A 26,253-nucleotide genomic window follows, 5' to 3' on the forward strand; every position below is an offset into this window, starting at 1 on the left:
ATGCCGAAAGCCCTTCTGCTCTCCCGCCAGCCGCTGGCCGCGCGCCCCCTCCAGGACTGGCTGGACCGCACCGCCGAGGAGATCGTCCTGCTGACGACCCCGGGCGCGGTCGCCGACGCCGGGGCCACGCTCGCCGGGTACTTCCCGCAGCACCGGCTCGTCGACGACTACCACGCCTGGTCCACGGAGCAGGCCGCGGAGGAAGCGGCCCTGGAGCACGGGGCCGAACTCGTCGCCAGCACCAGCGAGAGCGACGTGCTGCGGGCGGCCAGGCTGCGCGAGCGGCTCGGCCTGCCGGGGCAGAGCGTCGCCTCGGCCCTCGCGTACCGGGACAAGGTCGTGATGAAGGAGCAGGTGCGCCGGGCCGGCCTCAAGGTGCCCGCGTTCACGCCCGTCGACAGCCCGGCCGACCTGCTGGACTTCGTCGCGGCCGAGGGCTTTCCGGTCGTGGTGAAGCCGCGCCTCGGCGCGGGCGCGGAGGACGTTTCGATCCTGCGCGGACCGGCCGACCTGACGGCCTTCTTCGACCGGCAGCGCACCAGTGACGTGCCGTACCTCCCTGGCCAGTGGATGGCCGAAGCCTTCCAGACGGGGGAGTTCTTCCACGTCGACGGCATCATGCGGGACGGCCGGATCGTGCACGCCTGGCCCGCCCGGTACAGCGGCGGCCTCGCCGAGCGCCTCCACGACCAACTGCACATCGGCAGCGTCCTGTTGGACCCCGACGACCCGGAGGCGGCCGTACTGCGGCAGATGGCGGCGGACGTGGTCGCGGCGCTGCCCGCGGCGCCGCATCCGCTCGCCTTCCACCTGGAGGCGTGGCTCGACTCCGAGGGCGAGCCGGTGCTGTGCGAGATCGCGAGCCGGGCGGGCGGCGCGCTCATCGCGGAGGCCTACGCGCGCGCCTTCGGCGTCCAGCTGGCGAAGGAGGGGCTGCGGGCCCAGTGCGGTGCGGAGCTGACGCTCGACGCACAGCCCGCGGCGCCATCGGCCGCGGTCGGCTGGGTGCTGCTGCCGCCGGGACACGGCACGTTCGTACCGCCGGCCGGGCCCTGTCCCGTACCGGGCGCCGAGGTGACGCTGCTGCTTGAGGCGGGCGCGCGGAGCAGGGGGGTGGAGCACGTCTCGGACGCGGCGGCCACGGTGTTCGTGACGGCGGACAGCGCGCGGACGGTGCAGCGGCTGCTGGCCGAGGCGATGGACTGGTGGCACATGAACGCGGCGTGGACCGACCCGACTGACGCGACCTCACCGACCTCACCGACCGCACTGACCTCATTGACCTCACTGACCGAGGAATTGTCCGAGAGGGAGAAAGACCCCATGACTTCGTCCGAGCACGTACTGGTCGTCGGTCCGGGCCGCGACTTCCCGGCCCGTATCCGCGGCGCCCGGCCCGGCACCAGGACCACGGTGATCTGCCAGCTCGACTACGTCGGCAAGGTCCGCGATCCCGGCGCCAACGCCCGTGTACTCGGCATCCGCAGCGACGCCCCCGACCAGGAGTGGATCGACCTGGCGGCAGCCGCGCACGCCCGCGACCCGTTCACCCGGATCGGTACGTTCGGCGAACGCGACCAGGACCACTACGCGGTGATCGCCGACGCCCTCGGCCTGCCCGCCCACACCCCGCGCACGGTGACGCTGGTCCACGACAAGGAGGCCATGCGGGTACGGCTGCGGGAGGCGGGCGTCGACACGACGGCCTGCGCGCGCGTCGACGACGTGGACCGACTGCGGGCGTTCGTCCGCGAGCACGGCACCCCGTGCGTGGTGAAGCCGGTCTCCAGCTCGGGCAGCGCGGGCGTCACGAAGATCTCGGACGAGGGCCAACTGGCCGAGGCCTTCGAGCGGGCGGCCGACAGCTATCTGGGCCTGTCCAACACCGGGGTCCTGGTGGAGGAGTTCCTGGAGGGCCCGCAGTTCAGCGTCGAGGCCTTCTCGGAGGCGGGCGAGCACACGATGGTGGCGATCACCCGGAAGTACTCGGACCCGCAGAGCTTCGTCGAGCTCGGTCACGTCGCGCCGGCCGACCTGCCGGACGTGGACACGAAGGCGATCCACGACTACGTACCGGGGATCCTGGACGCCCTCGGCATCACCTTCGGCCCCACCCACACGGAGGTCATCCTCACCGCGAAGGGCCCGCGCCTGATCGAGACGCACGTCCGGATGGGCGGCGACATGATCCCGACGCTCGCCCTGGAGGCGACGGGCGTGGACATCGACGACTGCACCGCCCGCCAGACCCTGGGCGAACAGGTCCTCCCGGCGATCAAGGACACCCTGGAGGCGGCCGCCCGAGGGCCCCAACGGGACTGCTCGGCCATCTGGTTCGCCGCGCTGGACGCCCCCGGCACGCTGGAGGAGGTCCACGGCCTCAAGGAGGCCCGCGCCCTGCCCGGCGTGACGGAAGCGGACCTGATGCTCCGCCCCGGCGCGAAGGTGGGCACGCTGGAGAGCTCGGTCTCCCGGGTGGCGTACGCGAGGGCCTCGGCCCCGACCCAGGAAGAAGCGGTGCGGGCGGCCCGCGCCGCGGTCGCCGCCCTGGAGTTCCAGCTGCGGGTGAGCGGGCGGGAGGCGGACACGGTCTGACCGGCCGGCTAGCGCACCCGCGTGCGCAGGAAGCGTTCGGTGCGGGCGGCCAGGGTGGTCAGCAGGAAGTTGAGCGCGATGAAGAGGGCGGCGACCACGGTGAGGCAGGCGATGGTGTTGGCCCCGTAGTTGGCGGCGATCAGCCTCGCCTGGTGCAGTAGTTCGCCGAAGCCGAGCATCTCGCTGCCCAGCGCGGTGTCCTTGACCACGACCACCAGCTGGCTCGCCAGCGCCGGCAGCATCGCGGTGACGGCCTGGGGGAGCAGCACCAGAGCCATGACCTGGTACTCGCGCATGCCGACCGCCCTGGCGGCGTCCGCCTGCCCGGCGGGCAGCGCGAGGATTCCCGCCCGGACGATCTCGGCGAGGACGGCGGCGTTGAAGAGGACGAGCCCGGTGACCACCGCGTAGAACGGGCGGGTGTCGGGGGAGACGTCGCTGAAGCGTGCGTACGCCTCGTTGGCCAGCAGCATCAGCAGCAGGACCGGAACGGCCCGCAGGAGGTCGGTCAGGGAACCCGTCGTGCGGCGCAGCCAGTCGCGGGAGGAGAGCCGGGCCACGGCGAGGAGCGCGCCCAGCGGCAGGCTCAGCGACATGGCGAGCGCGGACGCCTCGACGGTGGTGCGCAGACCCGGCAGCAGGAACTCGGTCCACACCCGTACGTCCGTGACGAAGGGGCTCCACTTGTCGGCGTCGAGCTGGTGACGCCCGGCCATCCGGTACGCCACCCACGCCAGCGCCAGGGCCAGGGCGAGCACGAAGACGACGGCGAGCAGGGCGTGCCGACGACGGGTCCGCGGACCGGGGGAGTCGTACAGCGGCGGCAGCCCGCTCACGGCCCCACCTCCCGCGGCTCCCCCTGCTGCTCTTCCCGCGGCTCCCCCCGCGGTTCCTCCCGCGGCGGCGGCCCGCTCATCGCCGCACCGCCACCCGCCGGCCCACCAGGTTGAGCAGCAGCCCCACGGGCAGGGTGAGGCAGACGAACCCCAGGGCGAAGACGCCGAAGACGGCGAACATCACGTCGGCCTCGTTCTCGATCATCTCCTTCATGAGGAGGGCCGCCTCGGCCACTCCGATCGCGGCGGCCACCGTGGTGTTCTTGGTCAGCGACATCAGCACGGTGGCCAGCGGGACCACCACACTGCGGAACGCCTGCGGGAACACCACACAGACCAGGACCTGACGAAGGCTCAGCCCGAGCGCGCGGGCGGCCTCCGTCTGGCCGGCGTCCACGCTGTTGATGCCCGAGCGCAGCGACTCGCAGACGAACGTCGCCGTGTACGCCGCGAGCGCGAGCACGGCGAGCCGGAAACCCGACTCCTTGGCCGTGTCCCCGCCCAGCGCCATGCCCAGCGTCTGGTGGAGGCCCAGCGAGGCGGCCACGACGATGACGGTCAGGGGCGTGTTGCGGACGACCGTCACGTACCCGGCGGAGAACAGCCGCATCACCGGCACCGGACTGACCCGCAGCGCCGCCAGCACCGTGCCCCAGACGAGCGCCCCCGCCGCCGACCACAGGGCGAGCTGGACCGTCACCGCGAACGCGCCCAGCACGTCGTAGCGCTGCGGGTCGAGGAACCCGGGCACGCCGGGACCTCAGCCCGGCTCGCCGGTCTCGTCGATCTTCGGCGCCTTCTCGGGCACGTAACCGCCGGGGCCGAAGTGGGTGCGTACGGCCTTGTCCCACGAGCCGTCGGAGACCATCGAGGCGAGCGCCCGGTTGACGTCGCGGCGCAGCGCGCCGTCCTCCTTGGCGATCCCCACGCCGTAGCGCTCGTCGCTCAGCCTGAGGCCGGCGAGCCGGAACTTGCCCCGGTGCTGCCGCTGCCCCGCGAACCCGGCCAGGATCGAGTCGTCGTTGGTCAGGGCGTCCACGGCCTTGTTCTCCAGACCCGTCAGACACTCCGTGGGGGAGGAGAACTCCTGCAGGTCGGCGTCGGGGGCGAGCTTGTTCTTCACGTTCTGCGCGGACGTCGAACCGGTCACGGAGCACAGCTTCCTGCCGTTCAGGTCCGTGGCGCTCCGGAGGGAACGGTCGTCGGCGCGGACCAGGAGGTCCTGGTGGGCCAGGAAGTACGGGCCCGCGAAGCTGACCTTCCGCTTGCGCTGCTCGGTGATCGAGTAGGTGGCGATCACCAGGTCGACGTCCCCGCGGACGAGCAGGTTCTCCCGCTCGGCGGGCACCGTGGCCTTCCACTTGATCCGGCTCGCCGGCACGCCGAGACGGCCGGCGACATAGGTCGCGACGTCGATGTCGAACCCCTCGTAGACACCGTCGGGGGTCCGCAGCCCGATGCCGGGGAGGTCGTCCCTGACCGCGATCGTCAGCGTGCTTCTGTCGCCCCGGCCCCCCTTGCCTCCCGTGTCCCCGTCGCTTCCTCCGCAGGCGACGGCGGCTCCGCAGAGCACGGTGGCCACTGCCGCAGTGACGGCCCGAGACATACGCATGAGCGAACTCCCGACGTCCGGCCAAGCACCGGAATCGACTGCCGATGTCCACCCGGCATCATGCCCACCCTCCGGAGCGGGACAACGGACCGGACAGCAACGGCCGAAACACGCCGCAGGGCCCGCCCCCCCTCACACCTCAGGGACGGGCCCCGCACCGCGCGGTCCCGGCCGTGGCTCAGGTGAGCCCGGAGAGCGAGCCCATGAGGACCAGCAGCGCGCACATCCCGAAGTTGATCACCTTGTGCCCCATGAACACCGCGACGAACTCCCGGATGACCGCGCTCGGCCAGAAGTAGCGGGCCGTGGGCGAGCCGATCACCTGGCCGTTGATCCGGGTCTTGCGGGCCATCAGGGCGGCCCGGAACGCGTGGTAGTTGTTCGTGACGACCACGCACCGGTAGCCGGGGTCCACCTCGCGCATCATGGCGCCGCTGAATGTCAGGTTCTCCTCCGTGGTGCGGGACCTGCTCTCCTGGAGGATCCGATCCTCCGGCACGCCCGCCTCGACGAGGTACTCCGCCATGGCCTGCGCCTCCGGGCGGTCCTCGTCCGGGCCCTGCCCGCCCGAGGTGACCATCATCGGGTTCCCGCCGGCCGCGACCTGGGCGTCGTACAGCGCACGGCCCTTGTCCAGCCGGCTCGCGAGCAGCGGCGGCACCTTGTTGCGGATCAGTCCCGAGCCCAGCACGACGACGAAGTCGAGGCGGCCCCGGGGCCTGAACCAGCCGTACAGCAGCGAGTACAGCAGGAAACAGGTGAAGAGGAAGGACACGTAACCGACGACCAGGATCGCGATCACGGTCACCGTGCCCAGCGCGCGCGAGCCGGTCGAGAGCGTCGCGACGAGCATCGCGGAGAGGGCGACGATGCCCAGGCCCGCCAGCAGGGAGAGAAGGTTGGCCGGGCTCCGGCCCTCCTTGCGGACCATCGTCAGACCGTTCCTGATCAGGAACACGGCCAGGGTCAGCGCGGACAGGACGGCCAGCAGGAGGAGGACGGCGGCGAAGACGCCCGCGAGGACGGGATGCGTCTGCCCCGCCTTCAGCATCAGTCCGAGGACCGCGAAGAAGAGGGCGAAGACCAGGTAGACGCCGTTCCTCAGACGTCGGCGGTCCCTCAGCATGCTGACGACGAGGGCCAGGAGGAAGGCCCCGGCCGGCGCGAATACGATCATGGGTGTACGGTACGTCACTTCCCACGGCCCCCGGGACGCTTCACGCAGGGCCCGAGCGGGGCTCCGGCAGGGGCCAAGTGGGGCAACGCAACACCCCCGGACGGGCGACGCGGGAGCGGTGGGCGGCGTGGCCTGTTGGCGGGGCCCTTCAGCGGCGGGTGCGCTCTTCCCGGCACCCCGTTCCCGACCTGGAGGCCCCATGCGCATCCGTTCCGCCGCCGTCGCGGCAGTCACCCTGCTCGCCCTCGCCCCGGCGGCCACCGCTGTCGCCGAAAGCCACCCCGCCCCGAAGCGGGGCCTGCTGCTCACCGTCTCCGGAGCGGAAGGCACCTGGATCCGCGGCGTGGGACTGCAGTGCGGGCCGCGGGCCGGCGGCGGCCACCCGGAGGCGCGGGCCGCGTGCAACGCCCTGACCTGGGCCCGCGGCGACTTCGACGCACTGCGGGGCGACCCGTACCCGTGCACCAAGGAGTACGACCCGGTGATCGCGACGGCGGACGGCACCTGGCGCGGACGTACCGTCCACTGGACGAAGACCTTCTCCAACGCGTGCGTGCTCGACGCGGAGACCGGACCGGTGTTCCGGTTCTGACCGGTTCCGACCTGCCCGGCAGGCACGCGTACGGCGTGCGGCCGCGCCCCCCGGGTCAGCGGCCCCGCGTCGTCGCCGCCGTTCCCACGGTGGCCAGCAGCAGCACCACCCAGCCGAACCACAGCCAGCCGTTGCTGCCCATCGCGGCCGTGTACGCGGTGATGACCACCAGCGTTCCGACGGTGAGCATTCCCATCGACTTCGGCGAACCGGACATGCGTGCCCCCTCACTGACGAGTGGAGGGTCATCCTCGCCCGCCGGGGCGCACCACCGCTACAGCTGTGCACCTGAACGGCCGTGCGTCTACGACTCGCCGCCGCGCGCCCGCAGCGAAGCCAGGTACGCGTTGTACTCCTCCAGCTCCTTGTCGCCGTCGCGGTCCGCCGCCCGGTCCGAACGCCGCGCCACGCGCTGCTCGGACCGGTACCACTGGAAGACCAGCGCGATCAGCACCAGCACGGACGGGATCTCGCTGAACGCCCAGGCGATGCCGCCCGCCGCGTTCTGGTCGGTGAGCGCGTCGATGCCCAGCGAGGCGGGCGGATTCTTGTACGCCTCCACCATCGGCTGCGAGGCCATCATCAGCGCGATGCCGAAGAACGCGTGGAAGGGCATGCCCGCGAACAGCTCCAGCATCCGCATCACGTAACCGGGCCGGTGCGGCCCCGGGTCGACGCCCATGATCGGCCAGAAGAAGATCAGGCCGACGGCCAGGAAGTGCACCATCATCGCGACGTGCCCGACCGTGTTGCCCATGAGCAGGTCGAAGAGCGGGGTGAAGTAGAAGCCGTACAGGCTCGCGATGAACAGCGGGATCGTGAACGCCGGGTGCGTGATGATCTTCATGTACCGGCTGTGCAGCAGCGCCAGGAGCAGCTCGCGCGGACCCTTGCGGCCCTTGCGCCCACGCCCCGACACCGGCAGCGCGCGCAGCGCCAGGGTCACCGGGGCGCCGAGCAGCAGCAGGATCGGCGACAGCATGCTGACGATCATGTGCTGCACCATGTGCACGCTGAACATGACCATGCCGTAGTCGTTGAGCTTGGTGCACATCACGAGCAGCACGGTCAGCACACCGACGACGAAGAAGACCGTCCGGCCGACCGGCCAGCCGTCGCCTCGCCGCCGCAGCCGCACCACGCCCCACCCGTACAGGGCCAGCGCCGCGAGGCAGCCGATCAGGAAGAAGGGATCGGGGGAGAGCTCAAGGCCCCGTCCCAGCGTGAACGGCGGCAGATCCATGTTCATGCCGTGCCCGCTGTGGTCCATCCGCTGACTCCTGATTAGTGCCGGTTGTCCGATCCAGAGTAGAACTGCCCCCGGCCGCTGCTGCGACCGGGGGCAGTGCTCGGGAACCCGACGGGATCAGAGCACGCACTCCGCTTCCGCGTACCGCTCCGCCGGAACCGTCTTCAGCTCCGCGACCGCGCTGGCCAGGGGCACCATCTCGATGTCCGTGCCGCGCAGCGCCGTCATCATGCCGAACTCGCCGCGGTGCGCCGCCTCCACCGCGTGCCACCCGAAGCGGGTCGCCAGTACACGGTCGTACGCGGTCGGGGTCCCGCCGCGCTGCACATGGCCGAGGATCACCGCGCGGGCCTCCTTGCCGAGGCGCTCCTCCAGCTCGATCGCGAGCTGGTTGGCGACGCCCGCGAAGCGCTCGTGCCCGTACTGGTCCTTCTTGCCGACGTTGAACTCCATCGAGCCCTCGCGCGGCTTGGCGCCCTCCGCGACGACGACGATCGCGAACTTCTTGCCCGCCGAGAACCGCTTGCCGACCAGCTCGGTCAGCTCCCCGATGTCGAAGGGACGCTCCGGGACGACGACGGCGTGCGCGCCCGCCGCCATCCCCGAGTGCAGCGCGATCCAGCCGGTGTGCCGGCCCATGACCTCGACGATCAGCACGCGCTGGTGGGACTCGGCGGTGGTCTTCAGCCGGTCCAGCGCCTCCGTGGCGACGCCCACCGCGGTGTCGAAGCCGAAGGTGACATCGGTCGAGGCGATGTCGTTGTCGATGGTCTTCGGTACACCGACGATCGGCAGACCGGCCTCGGAGAGGAGGTGGGCGGCCTTGAGGGTGCCCTCACCGCCGATCGGGATGATCGCGTCGAGACCGAGGTCGGCGACGTGCCCGCGGGCCGTCTCCACGCCGCCGCGCAGGTGCGCGGGCTGGACCCGGGAGGAGCCGAGGATGGTGCCGCCACGGGCCAGGATGCCGTTCACGGCGTCCAGGTCGAGCGGGCGGTAGTCGCATTCGAGGAGGCCCCGCCAGCCGTCGTGGAAGCCGATGACCTCGTCACCGTGGTCGACGACGGCGCGGTGGACGACGGAACGGATGACGGCGTTCAGGCCGGGGCAGTCGCCGCCGGAGGTGAGGACACCAATGCGCATGGCGCGAAAACCTTTGCAACGTGGGCCGACTGACCGGACCACGTCGTCCGGGCGGGGTCCCGTCACCCTACAAGTGCGGGGTGACGGGACCGAACCGGACGTCCAACGGGTGGACTGCTCCCGTGATCGTGCGTCAGGCGGGCTGGGTGGCGCTGGCGATGCGCTCGGCGCGCAGCGCCTCGTACCAGCGGTCGTCCGTCGGCGGCAGCGCGTTCACGTCGAGGGCCAGCTTCAGCAGCAGGTCCGCGATCTGCGGGTTGCGGGCGAGCACCGGGCCGTGCATGTACGTACCGAAGACGGTGTCGTTGTACGCGCCCTCGGTGCCGTCCCCCGTGCCGTTGCCCTTGCCGATGCGGACCCGGGCGAAGGGGCGGGCGGTGGGGCCGAGGTGGGTGATGCCCTGGTGGTTCTCGAAGCCGGTGAGCTGCGGGAGGTTCAGCGGGGCGTCGATGTCGCCGAGCACGTCGCCGACGCAGCGCTCGCCCTCGCCGCGGGTGGAGATCACGTCGAGCAGACCGAGGCCCTGCTCGCGCTGGCCGAGGTCGTTGACGAACTCGTGGCCCAGGATCTGGTACCCGGCGCAGACGGAGAAGACGATCGCGCCGTTGGACACGGCGCGGCTGAGGCCGCCGTCCTTGCGCAGCCGCTCGGCCGCCAGACGCTGCGGGCGGTCCTCACCGCCGCCGATCAGATAGATGTCGCCCGAGGTGGGGACGGGCTGGTCGCTGCGGACGTCCACGCGCTGCACGTCCAGGCCGCGCTGGCGGGCCCGGCGCTCGACGACGAGGGCGTTGCCCTGGTCGCCGTACGTGCTGAGGAGGTCCGGGTAGATCCAGACCAGCCGCAGACTGCTGTCGTTCATTCGAGTCATGATCCTCTGCGGTTTCTGTCAGTTGCCGACGCGGCGGCGGAGGTCCTGGAACGCGGTGTAGTTGGCGATCGTCTCGATCAGGCCCGGCGGTGCGAGCTGCACGGCCTCGTCGAGGGTCTCGCACACCCGGAAGTCCAGGCCCGCGACTTCGAGCCGTACCGCCAGGTCCAGCTTGCGGTCGCCGAGCACGAAGATCGGGTGACCGGCGAGCCGGGTGTAGTCGACGTCCCACAGCCAGGAGGTGTCGGTGCCGTCGGCGCCACGGGCGTTGACGGCCAGGATCACCGGCGTCGGCGGCGGGTTGATCAGCGAGAACGTCTCCAGCCAGCCGGCCGGGTTCTTCGCGAGCAGCAGCCGCAGTTCCCTGCCCTGGAACTGGACGATGTCGTACCGCCCGGCCACCGCCTGCACCTGGTACATCCGCTCCAGCGCCACCTGCGGCGGTACGCCGAAGGTCGCCGCGACGGCGGCGGACGTGGCCGCGTTCGCCTTGTTGGCGCGGCCCGGCAGCTGGAGGTGGATCGGCCACGCGGAGCCGTGCGGGTCCAGGACGTGGTCGCCGGAGAGCACCCAGCTCGGCGTCGGACGGCGGAAGCCGCACTCGCCGCAGAACCAGTCGTCGCCAGGCCGCTGCATCACACCGCCGCAGGAGGGGCACGACCAGGCGTCGTCCTTCCACTCCTGACCTGCCGCCACCCAGACCACGTTGGGGGACGAGGACGCCGCCCACACGATCAGCGGGTCGTCGGCGTTGGCGATGACGACGGCCTTCGAACCGGCAAGCCCCTCGCGCCACTTCTCCGCCAGCATGCGCGTCTCGGCGGCCCGGTCGAGCTGGTCGCGCGAGAGGTTCAGCAGCGCGATCGCCTTCGGCGTCACGTCGCGGGCCACGCCCGCGAGGTACTTCTCGTCGACCTCGATCACGCCGTACTTCGCGTCCGAGCCGCCCGCCAGGGCTGAGGTGATCCCCGCCGGCATGTTGGCGCCGAGCGCGTTGGAGACGACCGGACCGCTGGCCCGCAGGGCCTCCGCGATCAGCCGGGTCGTCGTCGTCTTGCCGTTGGTCGCCGAGACAAGCACCACGTCCAGGTGGTTTGCGAGTCGTCCCAGCAGGTCCGGGTCGAGCTTGAGCGCGACCTTTCCGCCGATCACCGAGCCGCTGCCGCGCCCCGCGGCGCGGGACACCGCCGCCGCGGCCTTGCCTGCCGTCACGGCCAGCTTGGCCCGCGGCGACAACGGCTCCGTGTTGCCTGCCATCGTCACTGATCCTCCTTGCATCCGGCGCCGCACTTGCCCCAGGTCCACCGGTCAACAGTCGGGGCTCAGCCTATCGAGATCCCGCCGCGTGCCCGAACCGCGGCACCCGTGGGGAAGGGCGCGGACCAGGCTCGACGGTACGTGACGTGTGGCGGAACGTACGCTTGCGGCCATGCGCCTTCGTCCCATTCCCGGCAGTTCCGGCACCGTACGCCCGATGACACTGCTCGGCGACCCCGTCCTGCACGCGCCCTGCGAGCCGGTCACCGAGTTCGGCCAGGACCTCGCGGAACTGGTCGAGGACCTGTTCGCGACGATGTACGCCGCCGAGGGCGTCGGTCTCGCCGCCAACCAGGTCGGGGAGTCCCTGCGGGTCTTCGTCTACGACTGCCCCGACGACGAGGACGTCCGCCACCTCGGCCACGTCGTCAACCCCCGCCTCGTCGAGGCCGACGGCCCGACCGTGCGCGGCCCGGAGGGCTGCCTCTCCCTCCCGGGCCTGGAGGCGGGCACCCCCCGCTTCGACCACGCGGTCGTGGAGGGCTTCACCATGACGGGCGAGCCGGTCACGGTCACCGGCACCGGATTCTTCGCCCGCTGCCTCCAGCACGAGTGCGACCACCTTGACGGCAAGGTCTACCCGGACCGGCTCACGGGCTGGCGCAGAGCGAAGGTGCTCCGGGAGGCCCGCAAGGCGAAGTGGGGGCGCACCGGGCACGAAGTGTGACCGTACGGGGTCTGGGCGGGGGCGGCTCCGGGGTGGGCCCGGAGCGGGGGGGCCGCTGCCCAAGGGGGCCAGGCGGGGGGCGGGGGCGCTGCGCGCCTAGAAGCCGGGCCCACCCGGCCGGTCCCCAGCAGCAGCCAGCCGCCCCCACAGCAGGTCGGCCAGGCTGCTCACCAACTCGGCGCGGGAGCACGGGCGTTCACCGAGCCACCAGTCGCCGGCCGCGTGCATCATGCCGACGATGCCGTGGCCCCAGACGCGGGCCAGCTGCTCGCTGTTCGGGCCGAGGTCGACGCGTTCGGCGATCACCTCGGCCAGCTCCTCGCCCATCCGCCGCAGCAGCGGCGCCGAGTGGCGGCCCACGTCGAAGCCCTGCTCGGGCTGCGGGGTGGCGCTGTCCTCCGCCGGGTGCATCAGGAACCGGTAGACCTGCGGGCGGGCCTCGATCGCCGCGAGATAGGTGTCGAGGGTCCGCTCCACCCGCTCGCGCCGCTCCGCCGGTGCGTCCAGCGCGCTGCGCAGGGCGTCGAGCAGGGCGTCCGTGTGCCGCTTGGCGAGGGCGCGGTAGAGGCCGCCCTTGTCGCCGAAGTGCCGGTAGAGGATCGGCTTGGTGATGCCCGCCTCGGCCGCTATCGCGTTCATGGAGGCCTGTGGGCCGTCCCGCAGGACCACCCGGTCCGCGGCTTCGAGCAGCTCGCGCCGCCGGGTCTCGGCACTCGACCGCTGCGATCCGGCCTGCTGTGTGGTCTCCATCGTGTGCTCTCCCCGCCCAGGTGATTCCGTTCCGTGACGCCCGCGCAACGTAACACTGCCCGTCGGGGGTGAGCTGTTGACAGGGGCTACTCGCGGGTAACACACTCGGGGTTACCGCAAGTAACTTGCACGCGCTGGAGGGGACATGGCCGAGTTCACGCTCGATCTCAATGACGACCAGAAGCAGGTCCGGGACTGGATCCACGGTTTCGCCGCGGATGTGATGCGCCCGGCAGCAGCGGAGTGGGACGAGCGTGAGGAGACACCCTGGCCGGTGATCCAGGAGGCGGCCAAGCTCGGAATCTACTCGCTCGACTTCTACGCCCAGCAGTACTTCGACCCTACGGGTCTCGGTATCCCCATGGCTATGGAGGAATTGTTCTGGGGCGATGCAGGTATTGGACTCTCCATCGTCGGGACGGGCCTCGCCGCCGTCGGCGTCCTCGCCAACGGCACCGAGGAACAGATCGGCACCTGGATACCCCAGATGTACGGCGACGCGAACGACGTGAAGGTCGCCGCCTTCTGCTCCTCGGAGCCGGACGCGGGCTCCGACGTCGCGTCGATGCGCACCCGCGCCGTCTACGACGAGGCGAAGGACGAGTGGGTCCTCAACGGCACGAAGACCTGGGCGACCAACGGCGGCATCGCCAACGTCCACGTCGTGGTCGCCTGCGTGGACCCCGCCCTCGGCTCCAAGGGCCACGCCTCCTTCATCGTCCCGCCGCAGACGCCCGGCCTCTCCCAGGGCCAGAAGTTCAAGAAGCACGGCATCCGCGCCTCGCACACGGCGGAGGTCGTCCTCGAAGACGCACGCATCCCCGGCAGCTGCCTGCTCGGCGGCAAGGAGAAGCTCGACGAGCGTCTGGCGAGGGCCCGTGAGCGGGCGGCCAAGGGTGGCGGCGAGCGGGTGAAGAACGCGGCGATGGCGACCTTCGAAGCCTCGCGCCCCGCGGTCGGCGCGATGGCCGTCGGCACGGCACGCGCGGCCTACGAGGTCGCCCTCGACTACGCGAAGACCCGCGAGCAGTTCGGCCGCCCGATCATCGACAACCAGGGCGTCGCCTTCCAGCTGGCGGACATGCGCACGCAGATCGACGCGGCCCGCCTGCTGGTGTGGCGTGCCTCCTGGATGGCGGTCTCGGGCAAGCCGTTCACGGCGGCGGAGGGCTCGATGTCGAAGCTGTACGCGAGCGAGGTATCGAAGAAGGTGACCGCGCAGGCGATCCAGATCCTGGGGGGCAACGGTTACACGCGGGAGTACCCGGTGGAGCGGATGCACCGGGATGCGGCGATCTACACGATCTTTGAAGGTACGAGCGAGATCCAGCGACTGGTGATCGCACGGACGCTGTCGGGCATGCCGATCCGCTAGGGCGCGGGGCGGGGCGGGGCGGGGCGGGGCGGTCGCGAGCGTGTGCGGTCGCGGGATGGGGCGTGCCGCAGTGGGGGGGCCGCCCCCTTGCCCACCCGTCCCGCCCCCGGGGGCGGCCCCGCTGCCCAAGGAGGCTAGGGGGCTAGAGAACCGAGGGGGCTAGGGGGCAGGCATTTAGGGGCGCGGGGAACTGCGCGATCAGCCACGACGCACCTGCACGAAGACCACCCGCCCCGGCGGCCAGCCACGACGCACCCGCACGAAGACCACCCGCCCCCCCCCGCCAAGTTCCGCTACACAGTCGGAAGCTGGGCCTCGATCGCCGCCACGACGACCGCGTCACCCGGCTCCGTCCGCGGCCGGAAGCGGCCCGCGACCTCGCCCGCGGGCGAGAGCAGGAACTTCTCGAAGTTCCACTGCACGTCCCCCGCCTCACCCTCCGCGTCCGCGAAAGCCGTCAGCTCCGTGTACAGCGGGTGCCGGTGCTCCCCGTTGACCTCGATCTTCTCCAGAAGCGGGAAGGTCACCCCGTAGCTCGCCGAGCAGAAGGTCGCGATCTCCTCCGCGCTCCCCGGCTCCTGCCCCGCGAACTGGTTGCAGGGGACGCCCAGGACCGTGAAGCCGCGGTCCGCGTAGGTCTTCTGCAGCTCCTCCAGGCCCGCGTACTGCGGTGTCAGACCGCACTTCGACGCGACGTTGACGACCAGAACCGCCTTGCCCTTGTGTGCGGCCAGGCTCGTCGGCTCGCCGTCCAGGGTGTGCAGCGGGATGTCGTACAGGCTCATGTGCGTGTCCTCCTCGATTGCTCTGCGGTTTCGTCCGAATTCGCAGGCTAACCCGTGACACCGACAGTCACGCCGCGACCCCCGTCCGGGCGGCCGACCGCAGGGGCGTTGTCAGTGGTGGCTCCTACGCTCGTGACCATGAGCAGATGGATGAGCAACCCTCAGTTGCTGGTGGAACAGGCGGCCGGGTACCGGGAGCTGGCCGCCCGCGGTGACCTGCCGGGGCTCGCCCGTGCGGTGATGAAGGCCTCCTGCCACAACGGTTCCATGACCGGCCCCGGCGCCGACAACCTGGCACTGCTGCGCGCGCTCCCGGACGCCGACCGGCTGGCCCTCGCCCGGATCTGGGCGGACTGGCTGGCGCGGGTCGCGGACGAAGGGCCGTACGTCTTCGAGGACTTCGGCCGCGGCCCGGGCTATCTGCGCGCCGAACTCCTCACGGTGGCCAGCGGAGTGGCCCGGGACCTCGACGGCGATCTGCTCGCTGCCGAACGGCAGGCCAGGCTCATCGAGTTGGGGGAGCGGTACGTCGTCGCCTCCGGCAATCGGGACTGGGAGCTGGCGGTGGCCGAGCTGGCCGCCGGCCGGACCCCCGCCCCTGCCGTCCTCGCGGTGTTCCGCCGCACCGCCCTCGAATGCCACGCCGAGCCCGCCCTGCGGGAGCTCCTCGCCGTGTGCCCCGGGCCGGTCCTCAACCCCGGAGAACCCTGGGCCGACCAGGCCCTCAAGGACGAAACCGCGGGCGGCGAACCCTGGCAGCGGCTGCTGGCACACACCGCCCCGCCCACCGCCCGGGCACCCTCCGCGAAGTGGGCCCGCACCGGCCGGTCGCTGCTGGTGGCGGCGGGTGCGGAGCAGGTGCGCCACCGCGTCCACGCCTGGTTCGACCTGGTGGGCCTCGACCGTGCGGCGCCACCACTGCGCAGCCACCAGTACGGCGACATCGACGCGGCCGGGCGCCCCGACCCGTACAACTGCCAGGCCCTGCGCGGCCTCGCCTGGCTGCTGGGCCTGCTGCCCGCCGCCTCGGACACGGCCGCCGCCCTGGCCCGGCTCGCGGACACCGCGCTGCGGCCCCTGCCGAGCGGGACACCCGCCGCGCCCAAGGTGGCGGAGGCGGCTGTCGTGGCGCTGTCACTGCAGGACGGCGCGGCGGCGCGCGACGAACTGGCGGATCTGGCGCACCGGGTCGGCCACCGGGGTGTGGCCCGCCGGATCGCTGCCGCGCTGGGAGGGGGGTGACCCTGGCCGTGGGCTATTGCGGGGACTGCACCCCGGACCCCGACTCCCGCTGTGGGGCGGGCAGTTCGCGCGGCCAGCCGGCGATGGTGCGGAGCAGTGCCATGAAGGCGTGCTCCGCGGGAGAGAGCAGCCGGTCGCGCCGACGGACGAGGTTCACCGGCCGGGAGCGTGGCGCCGGACTCACCGGGACCACCGTCAGCGCCCCGGACCTCACGTCGTCCACCACGGCGTGCTCCGAGATGAGGGTGATGCCGAGGCCCGCCGCCACGCACTGCTTCACGGCCTCGGGGCCCCACACGTCACCGTGCGGGACGTCCGCCAACTCCCAGTCGCCCAACACCTGTTCCTGCAGCTCACGGGTCTGCGAGCCGGGCTCGCGCAGCAGGAATCGGCAGTCCCGGAGGTCCTGCGGGGCGACCTCGCCCGCACCGGAGAGGGGATGCGTCGACGCGGCCACCACGACCAGGCGTTCGTCCAGCACCGTCTCCACGACCAGCTGGTTCGAGGTCGGGGTCCCGGCGACGACGGCGATGCCGATGCCGCCGCCCAACAGGCGTTCCAGTACCGCCTCGTTGTTGCCGACGAAGATGTCGCAGATGATCCCCGGATGGTCCTGCTGGTAGCGGGCGAGCAGCGGGGGGAGGAGGTACGTGCCCACCGTCGTGGAACCGCCGACGAGCAGCCGGCCCGAGGTCAGGCCGCTGACCTGCTGCACCGCGGAGACCGCCTCCTCGGCGAGCAGGAAGACCCGCTTCCCGTACTCGGCGAGCACCTCGCCCTCCGCCGTCGGGCGGGTCCTGGCGCCGGAGCGGTCGATCAGCGTCACGCGCAGGGACTGCTCAAGGCGGCGCACCTGGTTGGAGACGGACGGCTGGCTCATGTAGAGCTTCTGCGCCGCCGCCGAGAACCCGTGGTGCTTGACCACCTGCATGAAGATCCACAGCCGGTGGAGGTTCAGTTCCACATGCCTCCCTTGATCAACCGTGCGCGCGTTGATCGACTGTGCGCGCGGCGAGCCTAGTCGCGATCCGGCCGCAGGGGGAGGGGGTGCGGTGGCCCGGACGCGGCTATGGGAGCCATAGCGAACCGAGAGGTTCTGGACGGCGTGCGCCGGGTGCTACCCATGTCCCACGGGGCGGCAGCCACCGCTCCGTGACTACGAACCGCAGGGAGTTCCGTCCATGGAGCAGCTTCAGGTCAACGGCCGCGACTACCCCTGGCCCCGGCGGCCGGTCGTCGTGGTCTGCATCGACGGCAGCGAGGACGCCTACCACGAGCGGGCCGTCGCGGACGGACGGATGCCGTTCCTGGAGAGGATGCTGGAGCGGGGCGCCGACCTGCGCGGCGACTGCACGATGCCGTCGTTCACCAACCCCAACAACATCTCCATCGCCACCGGGCGGCCGCCGGCCGTGCACGGCATCTGCGGCAACTACTTCTTCGACACCGAGTCCGGCACCGAGATCATGATGAACGCCCCGGAGCTGCTCAGGGTGCCCACCCTCTTCGCCGAGTTCTCCAAGGCCGGCGGCAGGGTCACCGTCATCACGGCGAAGGACAAGCTGCGCCGCCTGCTCGGCCGCGACCTGGTCGACGGCGTCTGCTTCTCCGCGGAGAAGGCCGACCAAGTGACGGACGAGGACAACGGCATCTCCAAGGTCCTGGAGCGGGTCGGCATGGAACTGCCGTCCGTCTACAGCGCCGAGCTCAGCGAGCTGGTCATGGCCGCCGGTGTCGACGTGCTGGAGAAGGAGAGCCCGAAGGACGGCGCGCACCTGATGTACCTGTCGCTCACCGACTACATCCAGCACAAGCACGCCCCGGGCTCGCCCGTCGCCAACGACTTCTACGGCATGCTCGACGGCTACTTCGAGAAGATCGACGCCCTCGGCGCGATCCTCGTCGTCACCGCCGACCACGGGATGAACGCCAAGAGCGACGCCGACGGCGTGGCCCAAGTGGTCTTCCTCCAGGACTTCTTCGACGGGAGGCTCGGCGCGGGCGCCTCCCGCGTGATCCTGCCGATCACCGACCCGTACACCGTCCACCACGGTGCGCTCGGCAGTTACGCGACCGTGCACCTGCCGGAGGGCACGGACACCGCAGCCCTCGTCGGCGAGGTCGCCGCTCTCGACGGCGTCGACACGGTCCTGACCCGCGAGGAGGCCTGCGAGCGGTTCGAGCTGCCGGGCGACCGGATAGGCGACATCGTCGTCATCGCGACCCGCAACACCGCCCTCGGCACGACGCCTTCGCGCCACGACATCTCCGGCTTCAAGGAGCCGCTGCGCTCGCACGGCGGACTCACCGAGCAGAAGGTGCCGTTCCTGGTGAACGTCCCCGTCGAGCTGCCCGCCGGGCACCGGCTGCGCAACTTCGACTCGTACTGGGTGGGCACCACCCTCGCGGCGGGCCGGTCCCTGACCGCCTGATCCGTACCGCCGAACCCGGCAGAACCTCACCGAACTCCACCGACCCACACCGAAATCCACCGAACCCCACCGAACCCCACGGACCCGGCCCCGGTGCGCCTGCCCGGGCGCGCGCCGGGGCCGTGCCGTGCCCGCACCCCGCCCGTGCCGGCAGTGCGGGCACGGCCGTACCGAACCGCTCACCCCTACCCGTGCACGTCGAGGACAGGACGCCGCCGCCATGGCCGACCTCGCACCACAGCAAGGATCAGAAGAGCCACAGACCATCACCACCCGCGAGGCGGTGCACCGGACCCACCCGGTGCTGCGTTCCGCCCGCGCCTCCCGCTGGCGCCGGCAGATATTCGCGATCACCTGGGTCACCTACGCCGGCTTCTACTTCGTACGCCAGGCCTTCTCCGTCGCCAAGCTCGGCATCCTCGACGACCCCGCCGTCAACACCTTACTCACCAAAGGGGTGTTGGGGGTCATCGACTCCGTCTACCTCGCCGCCTACGCCGCGGGACAGTTCCTCTGGGGCATGTGGGCCGACCGCTTCGGTCCGCGCGTCGTCGTCATCGGCGGCATGATCGGTGCGATCGTCGCCGCCTGCCTCATGGGCCTCAGCAGCGCCGTCCTCGTCTTCGGCGGGGCGATGGTACTCCAGGGCCTCGCGCAGTCCGCCGGCTGGGCGCCGCTCTGCAAGAACATGGGCAACTTCTTCACGGTCAAGGAGCGCGGGCGCGTCCTGGGGCTGTGGAGCACCAACTACGCCTTCGGCGGCCTGGCCGCCCCGCCGTTCCTCGGCTGGCTGGCGTACTCGGTGTTCGACAGCTGGCAGGCGGCCTTCTTCGCCGGAGCCGCGACCCTCGCCGTCGTCCTCGGACTGTTCCTGGTCCTCCAGCGCGACTCGCCCCGGGACGTGGGCCTCGACGACCCCGACCTCGACCCGAATGCCGCCCGGTCGGCCGACGGGACGGCATTCGGACCGGCCGAGGAGAACCGGCCCACCGGGCTCGCCCTCTACCGGGAGACCCTGCGCGACCGCATGGTCCTCACCCTGGGCATCTGCTACTTCCTGCTCAAGCCCGCCCGGTACGCCATCCTGTTCTGGGGCCCGGTCATCGTCGCCGAGCGCATCCCCGAGATCGACAAGGCGGGCGCCACGCTCGTCCCGGTCGCCTTCGGCGTCGCAGGAGTCGTCGCACCGATCCTCATCGGCTGGGTCTCGGACCACGTCTTCCACTCCCGGCGCGCCCCCGCCTGCGTCGTCGCGCTGGGCGTCCTGACGGCGGCACTGGCCCTGTTCATGCCGCTCACCGCGACCGGCAGCGTCGGCATCATGATCGCCGTGCTGGCCGTCATCGGGATCTCGGTGTACGCGGCCGACGCGATGATCTCCTGCGTCGCCGCCGTCGACTTCGGCAGCGCCAAGGGCGCCGGTACGGCCGCGGGCCTGGTCAACGGCTGTGGTTCGGTCGGCGCCATCCTCGGCGGCCTGCTCCCCGGATTCCTCTCCGGAGGCGTCCTGTTCACCCTCTTCGCGGTGGCCGCGCTGCTGGCGGGCGTGCTGATGGTGCCGCACTGGAACCGGGTTCCCCGGGCCGCGTAACCCCGGAGCAAGGTGGCATCCGCCGGGACGTCGCCTCCCGTACACCGCGAACTGATCTTGTACCGACGTACGTTCTGAGATAGGGGACCCCGTATGTCTGCAAACAGCACAGTTGTCAGCGGCGCAGCCGTCAACCGTGCGGACACCGCCGTCGTCGGCGGCGGCATCGTCGGCCTCGCCCACGCACTCGCCGCCGCCAAGCGGGGCGACAAGGTCGTCCTGTTCGAGCGCGACGACTACGCCGTCGGCGCCTCCATCCGCAACTTCGGCATGATCTGGTCGGTCGGCCAGCAGCGCGGCGCCATGTACGACCGCGGGCTGCGCAGCCGCGCCGTGTGGCAGGAGATCGCGGCCAGGACCGGCCTGTGGGCGGCCCCGACCGGTTCCCTGCACCTCGCCCACCACGCCGACGAGGTCGCCGTCCTGGAGGAGTTCGTGGAGACCACCGGGGCCGCCCGTGAGCAGGGCACCAGGATGATCACCCCGAAGGACGCCCTGGAGCGCAGCTCCACCGCCGTCGAGGACGGCCTGCTCGCCGCGATGTGGAGCCCCACCGAGCTCAATGTGGACCCGCGCCGCGCGATACCCGCCGTCGCCGAGTACCTGATCGGTGAGTACGGCGTCGACATCCGCTTCGGCACCACCGTGCGCGGCATCGACATGCCGACCGTCTCGACCACGGCCGGTGACTGGCGGGTCGACAACGTCTTCGTGTGCAGCGGCAACGACTTCGAGACCCTCTACCCCGAGGTGTTCGCCGAGGCCGGCATCGTCCGCTGCAAGCTCCAGATGATGCGGACCGGCCCGCAGCCGTCGCGCTGGGAGCTCGGCCCGATGCTCTGCGGCGGCCTGACCCTGCTGCACTACGCGGCGTTCGACGACTGCACGTCGCGTGCCGAACTGGCGGGCCGGATGGGCGAGCAGTACCCCTTCCACCGGGAGAACGGCATCCACGTGCTGCTCTCGCAGACCGCCGACGGACGCCTGACCATCGGCGACAGCCACGCGTACGGCAGGACCCTCGACCCGTTCGAGAGCGAGGAGATCAACAGGGCGGTGCTCGACTACCTCGCCACCTTCGCGAAGCTCCCGAACGCGGAGATCACCGAGCGCTGGGTCGGCTACTACCCTTCGCTGCGCGACGGCCGCACCGAACTGATCGTGAACCCGGAGCCGGGCGTCACCGTCGTCAACGGCGTCGGCGGCGCGGGCATGACGCTGTCCTTCGGCCTCGCGCAGGAGCTGATCCCCGGCTGACGGATCAGGCTTGACGGACCAGAGATGACGGATCAGGGATGACGGATCAGAGATGACGGTGCGTCAAGGAGTGGGGCCCCGGCGGGAGTTGCCGCCCGGGCCCCGCCCGCGTGAGCGCTAGGCCGGAGTCGGCACCGGGTCCTCGCCGAACACCCAGGGCGCCAGGATGACCATCCAGCCGTCCGGGTCGGCGAACACCACCGCGCCGCGCTCCGGCCAGTACGCGTTGGCCGCCTCCACCGGCTCGTGCCCGCGCTCGCGCATCCGGGCCACGCCCGCCTCGACGGCCCCGGGCCCGCGCACGTACAGCACGAGCTGGTTCTCCGGGTGCGGCTCCGGTATCCGCGGCGGACTGCCGTGCTGGGTGATCTCCATGTGGACGGGCGTGCCGGGCAGCCCGAACACCGCGCCGTCGTATCCGTCGTGGCCCCGCCAGTCGGCCAGCACGGGAAGCTGCAGGTCGTCCCGGTAGAAGGCGAGGACCGCGTCGTAGTGGGCGGTGGGGCGGGCGAAGCGCACGGCGCCCACGTCGAGGTGTTTCGGCCAAGTAGTAGTCATGCACCGCATTATGGGCGAGGCCCGTGGGGTCCGTGATCCGACCAGGGTCCCGGGCGTTGTCCGCCGCTGGACCCGGGTCGAAAGTCGGCCGAGTTCCGCCCGGGCACCCCTCGTTATGTCACCGGCAGGTTGACGAGCCCCCTCCGTCTGACCCACCCTCAAAACATAGGTGCCCGATACAACTGGTCGGTCCGGACCCGGACCGGCCCGGATGTCAGGAGGAGCCCCCATGTGTGGAATCAGCGGATGGATCTCGTACGCACGTGATCTGCGCGCCGAGCAGCACACCGTCGACGCGATGACCGAGACCATGGACTGCCGCGGCCCCGACGACCGCGGCACCTGGATCTCCGGACCCGCCGCCCTCGGCCACCGCAGGCTCGCCATCATCGACCTGCCCGGCGGCCGGCAGCCCATGACCGTCGACACCCCGCGCGGTACCGTCGCCGTCGTCTACTCGGGCGAGGCGTACAACTTCACCGAACTCCGCGCCGAACTCGTCGCGCGCGGACACCGGTTCAGCACCGAGTCCGACACCGAGGTCGTGCTCCACGGCTACCTCGAATGGGGCGAGGACGTCGCCTCCCGTCTCAACGGCATGTACGCCTTCGCCGTCTGGGACGAGCACAAGCAGCGGCTCGTCATGATCCGCGACCGGATGGGCATCAAGCCCTTCTACTACTACGAGACCCCCGACGGCGTCCTCTTCGGCTCCGAGCCCAAGGCCATCCTCGCCAACCCGCTGGCCCGCCGTGAGGTCGGCCTCGACGGGCTGCGCGAAGTGCTCGCCTTCACCAAGACGCCAGGACACGCCGTCTGGGAGGGCATGCGCGAGGTCGAGCCCGGCACCGTCGTCACGGTGGACAGGGGCGGCCTGCGCCGCCACGTCTACTGGGAGTTGGAGTCCACCGAGCACACCGACGACCGCGACACCACGATCGCCCGCGTCAGGACGCTGATGGACGACATCGTCCGGCGCCAGCTCGTCGCCGACGTCCCCCTGTGCACCCTGCTCTCCGGCGGCCTCGACTCCTCCGCGATGACCGCGCTCGCCGCACGGCAGCTCGCCCCGGCGGGGGAGCGGGTGCGCAGCTTCGCCGTCGACTTCGTCGGCCAGACCGAGAGCTTCGTCGCCGACGCACTGCGCGCCACCCCCGACACCCCGTTCGTACACGACGTGGCGCGCGCCTCCGCCACCGACCACCAGGACATCGTCCTGGACTCGCAGGCCCTCGCCGACCCCGAGGTGCGCGCCAAAATGATCCGCGCCCGCGACCTGCCGATGGGCCTCGGCGACATGGACGCCTCGCTCTACCTCCTCTTCAAGGCGATACGCGAACGCTCCACGGTCGCCCTTTCGGGGGAGTCGGCGGACGAAGTCTTCGGCGGCTACCGGCAGTTCTTCGAAGAAGAGGCCCGCCGGGGCACCACCTTCCCCTGGATGGGGGAGACCGGGAAGCACCTGGGCATCGGCGACGAATCCGTTCTGCGCCCCGCCCTCGTCGACTCGCTCGACCTCGGCACGTACGTCAAGGACAGCTACACGAGCGCGGTCTCCGGCATCCAACGCCTCGACGGCGACAGCGACTTCGAGTACGGCATGCGCCGCATCAGCCACCTCCACCTCACCCGCTTCGTCCGCATCCTGCTCGACCGCAAGGACCGCGCCAGCATGGCCACGGGTCTTGAGGTGCGCGTCCCGTTCTGCGACCACCGGCTCGTCGAGTACGTGTACAACGCGCCGTGGGCCCTGAAGTCCTTCGACGGCCGGGAGAAGAGCCTGCTGCGCGAGGCCACCGCCGACGTCCTGCCGCGCTCGGTGTACGACAGGGTCAAGAGCCCGTACCCCTCCACCCAGGACCCCAAGTACGCACTCGCTCTCCAGGGTCACGCCAAGGACCTCCTCGCCGACCCCGGCCACCGGGTGTTCGACGTCGTGGACCAGGGCCGGCTCGGGCTCGCCGCCGAAGTGGAATCGCCGCAGATCACCATGGCCTCCCGGCGGGGCCTGGAACTCACCCTCGACCTGGCCCTTTGGCTGGACATGTACAAGCCGACCCTGACACTCTCTTGACCTGATCGTGGCACGGGGGCGGGTTGACATGGGTGCAGAGGACGCGGACGTACGGGATGCGGCGGTACGGGACGCGGACGTGCGGGACGCGGTCGTCCGGGATGCGGATGCGCAGGGCACGTATGTACCGGACGCACAGGTACGGGACCTGGTGGTCTCCCTGCACCGCCTGATGCGCAGCCTGCGCCGGGCCGCCCCGGCCGGCCGGCTCCAGCCCACCCAGGTCATCGCCCTGTCCCTGCTGTACGAGAAGAGCCCGGCCCGGATCGGCGAACTCGCCGCGCGGGTGCCCTGCTCGCAGCCCACGGCCACCGCCGCGATCGCCGCCCTGGAGGCCCGGGGCCTGGTGCGCCGCGAGCCCGACCCCAGCGACGGCCGGGCCTCCTCGGTACGGCTCACCGCGCGCGGCGCCGAGGCGCTGAGCGAGGTGGCCATCGCCGAGGCCGAGGCGCTGGCCGCCCGGCTCGGCACCCTCGACCCGGAGCAGGCCCGTGCCGTGGTGTCCCTGGCCCCGCTGCTCCGCAGACTCGCGGAGGCGGACGACGCGTGAACGTACGGGAGGTCCGGCACGCCCTCACGAGGGGGTGCCGGACCTCCCGTACGTACGCAGGGCCCCTCGGCGGTCAGTAGCTGATGCAGGCCGAGTGCCACTCCGTGTAGAAGTCGAAGACCTCGGGCGAGCACTCCGGCGGACCGTACTGGGACGCCTTCGAGCCGACGTGCGGCAGATGCGCGTACGCGCCCACGCCGGGCCGGTTGACGTGCAGCATGCCCGCCTCGAAGCGCTCGATCGCCTCGAAGGCGCGGGACTGCGAGGCGGTGAAGACGGTCCCCGACATGCCGTACTTCACCGAGTTGGCGATTCTCATGGCGTGCTCGAAGCCGTCCGCGTCGATCACCGCGAGGACCGGGCCGAACACCTCCTCCTGCGCCAACTCGCTGTCCCAGGAGGTTCGTACGACGGTCGGCTGCACGTAGCAGCCCTCGGGCAGGTCGTCGCGGACCTCGCGCCCGCCGCCGCACAGCACCTTGCCGCCCTCGCGCCGCGCGCCCGCGACGGCGTCCAGCGCCGCGTCCAGCCGGGCGGTGTTGACCACCGGGCAGACCGTCGACGCCGGGTCGTCGCCGGGACCCACCCGCAGCCCACCGAGCCTGGCGAGCAGCCTCTCCAGGAACTCCTCGCGCACGCTCACGTCGACCACGGCCCGGCTGGTGGCGCTGCACCGCTGCCCCGCCTGCCCGAACGCTCCCTTCACGACCGCGTCCACGGCCTTGTCGACGTCCGCGTCGTCGCACACGACGACCGCGTTCTTGCCGCCCAACTCCAGTTGTGTACGCAGCAGTCGGTGCGCGCCGCCCGTGTGGATCGCGGTGCCCACCGGCAGCGAACCGGTGAAGCTGATGCCCGCGACCGCCGGGTTCGCGACCAGTGCCTCACCGGCCGCGACATTGCCCTGGACCAGGTTGAGCACCCCGTCGGGAACCCCCGCCTGCTGGAAGACCTCCACAAGCAGCGCCGACGTCAGCGGTGTCAGCGGCGACGGCTTCAGGACCGCAGTGCAGCCCGCGAGCAGCGCGGGAGCCACCTTCCACATCGGGATGGCGAGCGGGAAGTTCCACGGTGCGATCAGTGCGACCACGCCGATCGCCCTGCGGAAGGTGAACGCGAAGGTGCGGTCCTCCTCGGCCGGTGCCGTCACACCGCCGAGCAGCCGGGCCTGGCCCGCCGTGAAGTCCAGGACGGCCCGCGCCCGTTCGACCTCGCCGCGCGCCTCGGAGAGGAGCTTGCCCTGCTCACGGGTGATCGCGGCGGTGACCTCCTCGGCCCGCTCGCCCAGGATGCGGCCCGCCGCGACGAGGTACCCGGCCCGCTCGACGGGCCCGAGACCGCGCCAGGACTCCAGGGCCGCCGACGCCGCGTCGACCGCGTGGTCCACGTCGACCCCGCCGGACTCGGTGAACTCACCGAGCACATCGGCGAGATCGGCCGGGTTGACGTTCTCCCGGGTCTGCCCGGACTGCGCCGCCACCCACTGTCCGTCGATGAAATTGAGCCGCAGGTGCGGTGCGGTCGCGTGCCGATTGCGCTCCACAACGGGTGCCATGCCCTCCCCTTCGCTGGACCGAGCC

General features: G+C 71.4%; 24 protein-coding genes. 10 read left to right on the plus strand and 14 right to left on the minus strand.

Features of this window, described 5'->3' with window-relative positions:
- Complete coding sequence (locus tag ACH4SP_RS25655) at positions 1–2,595, plus strand: ATP-grasp domain-containing protein (protein WP_398417898.1); 2,595 nt, start codon at positions 1–3, stop codon at positions 2,593–2,595.
- An 8-nt stretch (positions 2,596–2,603) separates the two neighbouring features.
- Here ACH4SP_RS25655 and ACH4SP_RS25660 read toward each other — a convergent pair whose 3' ends face one another.
- From ACH4SP_RS25660 to ACH4SP_RS25675, 4 genes are all read right to left on the minus strand, one after another.
- On the minus strand, positions 2,604–3,431 hold the full coding sequence (locus ACH4SP_RS25660; protein ID WP_398417899.1) for an amino acid ABC transporter permease: 828 nt from the start codon (positions 3,429–3,431) through the stop codon (positions 2,604–2,606).
- A gap of 76 nt (positions 3,432–3,507) precedes the next feature.
- Positions 3,508–4,182 (minus strand): amino acid ABC transporter permease, encoded by a 675-nt coding sequence (locus tag ACH4SP_RS25665; RefSeq protein WP_398417900.1) that lies wholly within the window; start codon positions 4,180–4,182, stop codon positions 3,508–3,510.
- A gap of 9 nt (positions 4,183–4,191) precedes the next feature.
- On the minus strand, positions 4,192–5,043 hold the full coding sequence (locus ACH4SP_RS25670; RefSeq protein ID WP_398417901.1) for a glutamate ABC transporter substrate-binding protein: 852 nt from the start codon (positions 5,041–5,043) through the stop codon (positions 4,192–4,194).
- 178 nt (positions 5,044–5,221) lie between these two features.
- Positions 5,222–6,220 (minus strand): YdcF family protein, encoded by a 999-nt coding sequence (locus ACH4SP_RS25675; protein WP_398417902.1) that lies wholly within the window; start codon positions 6,218–6,220, stop codon positions 5,222–5,224.
- Between the two features lie 199 nt (positions 6,221–6,419).
- Between ACH4SP_RS25675 and ACH4SP_RS25680 the strand changes: the two genes are divergently transcribed.
- A complete protein-coding gene (locus ACH4SP_RS25680; RefSeq protein WP_398417903.1) occupies positions 6,420–6,812 on the plus strand; it encodes an SSI family serine proteinase inhibitor in 393 nt (130 codons plus the stop codon).
- A gap of 55 nt (positions 6,813–6,867) precedes the next feature.
- On the opposite strand, the gene ACH4SP_RS25685 is transcribed toward ACH4SP_RS25680, so the two are convergent.
- From ACH4SP_RS25685 to ACH4SP_RS25705, 5 genes are all read right to left on the minus strand, one after another.
- Positions 6,868–7,029 (minus strand): hypothetical protein, encoded by a 162-nt coding sequence (locus ACH4SP_RS25685; protein WP_398417904.1) that lies wholly within the window; start codon positions 7,027–7,029, stop codon positions 6,868–6,870.
- An 87-nt stretch (positions 7,030–7,116) separates the two neighbouring features.
- Positions 7,117–8,082, minus strand: a complete 966-nt coding sequence (locus ACH4SP_RS25690; RefSeq protein WP_398417905.1) for a cytochrome c oxidase assembly protein — start codon at positions 8,080–8,082, stop codon at positions 7,117–7,119.
- 96 nt (positions 8,083–8,178) lie between these two features.
- Positions 8,179–9,204 carry a 6-phosphofructokinase gene (locus ACH4SP_RS25695; RefSeq protein WP_398417906.1) on the minus strand — a complete coding sequence of 342 codons (1,026 nt, stop codon included), beginning with the start codon at positions 9,202–9,204 and terminating at the stop codon, positions 8,179–8,181.
- 133 nt (positions 9,205–9,337) lie between these two features.
- Entirely contained in the window at positions 9,338–10,066 is a 729-nt protein-coding gene (locus ACH4SP_RS25700; RefSeq protein ID WP_398417907.1) for a type 1 glutamine amidotransferase, read from the minus strand.
- Positions 10,067–10,093: 27 nt separating this feature from the next.
- Positions 10,094–11,332: a MurT ligase domain-containing protein gene (locus tag ACH4SP_RS25705; RefSeq protein WP_398417908.1), complete on the minus strand. Its 1,239-nt coding sequence runs from the start codon at positions 11,330–11,332 to the stop codon at positions 10,094–10,096.
- A 172-nt stretch (positions 11,333–11,504) separates the two neighbouring features.
- Here ACH4SP_RS25705 and def point away from each other — a divergent pair, with 172 nt between their 5' ends.
- Entirely contained in the window at positions 11,505–12,059 is a 555-nt protein-coding gene (gene def / locus ACH4SP_RS25710; RefSeq protein ID WP_398417909.1) for a peptide deformylase, read from the plus strand.
- A 96-nt stretch (positions 12,060–12,155) separates the two neighbouring features.
- On the opposite strand, the gene ACH4SP_RS25715 is transcribed toward def, so the two are convergent.
- A complete protein-coding gene (locus ACH4SP_RS25715) occupies positions 12,156–12,809 on the minus strand; it encodes a TetR family transcriptional regulator (protein ID WP_398417910.1) in 654 nt (217 codons plus the stop codon).
- Between the two features lie 145 nt (positions 12,810–12,954).
- On the opposite strand from ACH4SP_RS25715, the gene ACH4SP_RS25720 reads away from it, so the two are divergent.
- Entirely contained in the window at positions 12,955–14,184 is a 1,230-nt protein-coding gene (locus ACH4SP_RS25720; RefSeq protein ID WP_398417911.1) for an acyl-CoA dehydrogenase family protein, read from the plus strand.
- A 293-nt stretch (positions 14,185–14,477) separates the two neighbouring features.
- On the opposite strand, the gene ACH4SP_RS25725 is transcribed toward ACH4SP_RS25720, so the two are convergent.
- Positions 14,478–14,969: a glutathione peroxidase gene (locus tag ACH4SP_RS25725; protein WP_398417912.1), complete on the minus strand. Its 492-nt coding sequence runs from the start codon at positions 14,967–14,969 to the stop codon at positions 14,478–14,480.
- A 138-nt stretch (positions 14,970–15,107) separates the two neighbouring features.
- Here ACH4SP_RS25725 and ACH4SP_RS25730 point away from each other — a divergent pair, with 138 nt between their 5' ends.
- A complete protein-coding gene (locus ACH4SP_RS25730; protein WP_398417913.1) occupies positions 15,108–16,211 on the plus strand; it encodes a hypothetical protein in 1,104 nt (367 codons plus the stop codon).
- Positions 16,212–16,224: 13 nt separating this feature from the next.
- On the opposite strand, the gene ACH4SP_RS25735 is transcribed toward ACH4SP_RS25730, so the two are convergent.
- Positions 16,225–17,175: a LysR family transcriptional regulator gene (locus tag ACH4SP_RS25735; protein ID WP_398417914.1), complete on the minus strand. Its 951-nt coding sequence runs from the start codon at positions 17,173–17,175 to the stop codon at positions 16,225–16,227.
- A 217-nt stretch (positions 17,176–17,392) separates the two neighbouring features.
- Here ACH4SP_RS25735 and phnA point away from each other — a divergent pair, with 217 nt between their 5' ends.
- The 3 genes from phnA (at position 17,393) to ACH4SP_RS25750 (ending at position 21,491) form a co-directional block, all read left to right on the plus strand.
- Positions 17,393–18,643: a phosphonoacetate hydrolase gene (gene phnA / locus ACH4SP_RS25740; protein ID WP_398417915.1), complete on the plus strand. Its 1,251-nt coding sequence runs from the start codon at positions 17,393–17,395 to the stop codon at positions 18,641–18,643.
- A gap of 220 nt (positions 18,644–18,863) precedes the next feature.
- Positions 18,864–20,234: an MFS transporter gene (locus ACH4SP_RS25745; protein WP_398417916.1), complete on the plus strand. Its 1,371-nt coding sequence runs from the start codon at positions 18,864–18,866 to the stop codon at positions 20,232–20,234.
- A gap of 93 nt (positions 20,235–20,327) precedes the next feature.
- Positions 20,328–21,491: a TIGR03364 family FAD-dependent oxidoreductase gene (locus ACH4SP_RS25750; RefSeq protein WP_398417917.1), complete on the plus strand. Its 1,164-nt coding sequence runs from the start codon at positions 20,328–20,330 to the stop codon at positions 21,489–21,491.
- Between the two features lie 117 nt (positions 21,492–21,608).
- Here the strand turns inward: ACH4SP_RS25750 and ACH4SP_RS25755 are convergent, their stop codons facing one another.
- Positions 21,609–22,049 (minus strand): VOC family protein, encoded by a 441-nt coding sequence (locus ACH4SP_RS25755; RefSeq protein ID WP_398417918.1) that lies wholly within the window; start codon positions 22,047–22,049, stop codon positions 21,609–21,611.
- Positions 22,050–22,278: 229 nt separating this feature from the next.
- Here ACH4SP_RS25755 and asnB point away from each other — a divergent pair, with 229 nt between their 5' ends.
- Both asnB and ACH4SP_RS25765 read left to right on the plus strand, forming a co-directional pair.
- Positions 22,279–24,123, plus strand: a complete 1,845-nt coding sequence (gene asnB / locus ACH4SP_RS25760; protein WP_398417919.1) for an asparagine synthase (glutamine-hydrolyzing) — start codon at positions 22,279–22,281, stop codon at positions 24,121–24,123.
- 28 nt (positions 24,124–24,151) lie between these two features.
- Complete coding sequence (locus ACH4SP_RS25765) at positions 24,152–24,673, plus strand: MarR family winged helix-turn-helix transcriptional regulator (protein ID WP_398417920.1); 522 nt, start codon at positions 24,152–24,154, stop codon at positions 24,671–24,673.
- 73 nt (positions 24,674–24,746) lie between these two features.
- On the opposite strand, the gene ACH4SP_RS25770 is transcribed toward ACH4SP_RS25765, so the two are convergent.
- The gene (locus ACH4SP_RS25770) at positions 24,747–26,228 is read right to left on the minus strand and encodes an aldehyde dehydrogenase family protein (protein ID WP_398417921.1); all 1,482 of its coding nucleotides are present in this window, start codon (positions 26,226–26,228) and stop codon (positions 24,747–24,749) included.
- Between the last annotated feature and the right edge of the window lie 25 nt (positions 26,229–26,253).

This window comes from Streptomyces sp. NPDC021093, from assembly GCF_044333135.1.
Taxonomy (GTDB): domain Bacteria; phylum Actinomycetota; class Actinomycetes; order Streptomycetales; family Streptomycetaceae; genus Streptomyces.